Annotated in this window: 1 protein-coding gene; it reads left to right on the top strand. The window is 69.3% G+C overall.

Going from position 1 to position 2,721, the window contains the following annotated elements:
• Positions 1 to 2,721 (top strand): condensation domain-containing protein (locus tag ACFU6K_RS35975; protein WP_380670386.1); only part of this gene is annotated, 2,721 nt, incomplete at its 3' end.

Here is a 2,721-nt window from a genome sequence, read left to right as displayed (position 1 = left end):
GTGATCGAGGCGTTGGTGGTGGAGCACGGTGTGACGATGCTCCAGTTGTCGGCGAGTCTGTTCAACTTCCTGGTGGATGAGCATCCGGGGGCGTTCGCGGGGGTTCGGACGGCGTTCACGGGTGGTGAGGCCGGTTCGGTGGCGCACGTTGCCAAGGTGCTGGGCTTGTATCCGGGGTTGCGGGTGGGCAACGGGTACGGGCCGGCGGAGAGTATGGGCTTTACGACGTGCCATGCGGTGACGGACGTGGACTTGGCGGGTTCGTCGTTGCCGGTGGGGCGTCCGGTGGGCAACAAGCGGGTGTTCGTGTTGGACGAGTGGTTGCGTCCGGTGCCGGCGGGTGTGGTGGGTGAGGTGTATGCGGCGGGGGCTGGTCTGGCGCACGGGTATGTGGGTCGGGCGGGGTTGACGGCGGAGCGGTTCGTGGCGAATCCGTTGGGTGTGGCGGGTGAGCGGATGTACCGGACGGGTGACTTGGGTCGTTGGCGTGCGGACGGGGTGCTGGAGTATGTGGGGCGTGCGGACGACCAGGTGAAGATCCGGGGTTTCCGGGTCGAGCCGGGTGAGGTCGCGGCGGTGTTGTTGGCGCATGAGGCGGTGGCGCAGGCCGCCGTGGTGGCACGCGAGGACCGGCCGGGAGACAAGCGCCTGGTCGGCTATGTCGTCCCAGCGAACGACAGGGCCGTGGACGCGACGGAACTGCGTCACTTCCTGGTCAAGCGGCTGCCGCGTCACATGGTGCCCTCGGCGGTGGTGGTGCTGGAGGCGCTGCCGATCACGCCGAACGGCAAGCTGGACCAGCGTGCGCTGCCCGCGCCTGCCGCCACTGCCGTCGACCCGGGCGGTCGGGCGCCGCGCTCGGTGCAGGAGGAACTGCTCTGCGGCATCTTCGCGGAGGTCCTCGGGCTGCCGTCGGTGGGGATCGACGACGACTTCTTCGCCCTGGGAGGGCACTCGCTCCTCGCGGCCCGGCTGATCAGCCGCATCCGCGGCACCTTCGGCGCGGAACTCGGCATCCGCGACCTGTTCGACGCGTCCACGGTCGTCGGCGTCGCCGAGAAGCTCAAGGAGGGCCGCCCGGCACGACCGGCGTTGGTGGCGGGTGAGCGTCCGGAGGTGCTGCCGCTGTCGTTCGCCCAGCAGCGGCTGTGGTTCCTCGACCAGCTCGAAGGCGCCTCCGCCACTTACAACAGTCCGTTCGTGTTCCGGCTGCACGGTGCGGTGGACGTCGAGGCGCTGCGGCAGGCGATCGGTGACGTGGTCGGGCGGCACGAGGCGCTGCGGACGGTCTACCCGGCGGTCGACGGTCAACCCCGCCAGCTGGTGCTGCCCGCCCAGGACGTCCAGGTGCCCTTCACGGTCGTGGAGTGCGCGAGCGACGCGCTGGACGAGGCGGTGCGCGGGGCCGCGTTCACGCCGTTCGACCTGTCCACCGATGTGCCCGTACGGGTGGTGCTGTTCTCCGTCGGCGAGGGTGAGTCGGTGCTGGTGGTGACCTTGCACCACATCGCGAGTGACGGTTGGTCGATGGAGCCGTTGTGGGAGGGGGTGGCGTCGGCGTATCGGGCTCGGTTGGCCGGGGTTGCTCCGGAGTGGTCGCCGTTGCCGGTGCAGTACGCGGATTACACGCTGTGGCAACAGGGTCTGTTGGGCGGGGTCCTGGAGCGGCAGTTGGCGTACTGGTCGGGGGTGTTGCGGGATGCGCCGCAGGAGGTGGCGCTGCCGTTGGACCGGCCGCGGTCGGGGGTGGCTTCGCGTGCGGGTGGTCTGGTGGAGTTCGGGCTGGATGCCGGGCTGCATGCGGAGTTGGAGGGGTTGGCGCGTCGGCATGGTGTGACGCTGTTCATGGTGTTGCACGCGGGTCTGGCGGCTCTGTTGTCGCGGTTGGGCGCGGGGACGGACATTCCGATCGGCACGGTGGTGGCGGGGCGTTCGGACGAGGCGTTGGACGAGCTGGTCGGATTCTTCGTGAACACGCTGGTGTTGCGGACGGATGTGTCGGGTGCGCCGACCTTCGGTGAGCTGCTGGGGCGGGTCCGGGATGCGGATCTGGCGGCGTTCACGCACCAGGACCTGCCGTTCGAGCGCCTGGTGGAGGAGCTGAACCCCGTTCGCTCGGCTTCGGTGCATCCGCTGTTCCAGGTGATGCTGGTCCTGCAGAACAACAGCGAGGGCAGCCTCCAACTCCCGGGCGTCACCCTGGAATCCGAGACCTTCGACACGGCGCCGGCCCGGTTCGACCTCAACTTCGCCTTCACCGAGGCATGGGCTGCCGATGGCACGCCGGGCGGGATCGAGGTGGAGCTGCAGTACGCCGCGGACCTCTTCGACCACGGCATGGTGGAGGTGCTGGGCCGCCGTCTCGGTTCGCTGTTGACCGCCATGGTCGCGGATCCGGAGCAGTTGGTCGGGTCGGTTGAGGTGTTGGTGGGTGGCGAGCGTGAGTTGATCGTGTCGGGGTGGGGTGGTGGTGCGGGTCCGGCGCCGTCGGGGACGGTGTCGGGGTTGTTCGGGGAGCAGGTGGTGCGGGCTCCGGGTGTGGTGGCGGTGGTGGATGGTGATCGCCGGTTGTCGTACGGGGAGTTGGATGTTCTGTCGGATCGGATGGCTGCGCGGTTGGTGGAGGCCGGTCTGGTGCGGGGTGGGTTGGTGGGGGTCTGCCTGGGGCGTGGGGCGGATCTGGTGGTGGCGTTGTTGGGTGTGTTGAAGGCGGGTGGTGGT

The sequence above is a fragment of the Kitasatospora sp. NPDC057512 genome, assembly GCF_042802135.1.
In the GTDB taxonomy this organism is placed as follows: domain Bacteria; phylum Actinomycetota; class Actinomycetes; order Streptomycetales; family Streptomycetaceae; genus Kitasatospora.
The sequence above is the reverse complement of the archived record's forward strand: the minus strand, read 5'-3'. Positions and strand labels throughout refer to the sequence as shown.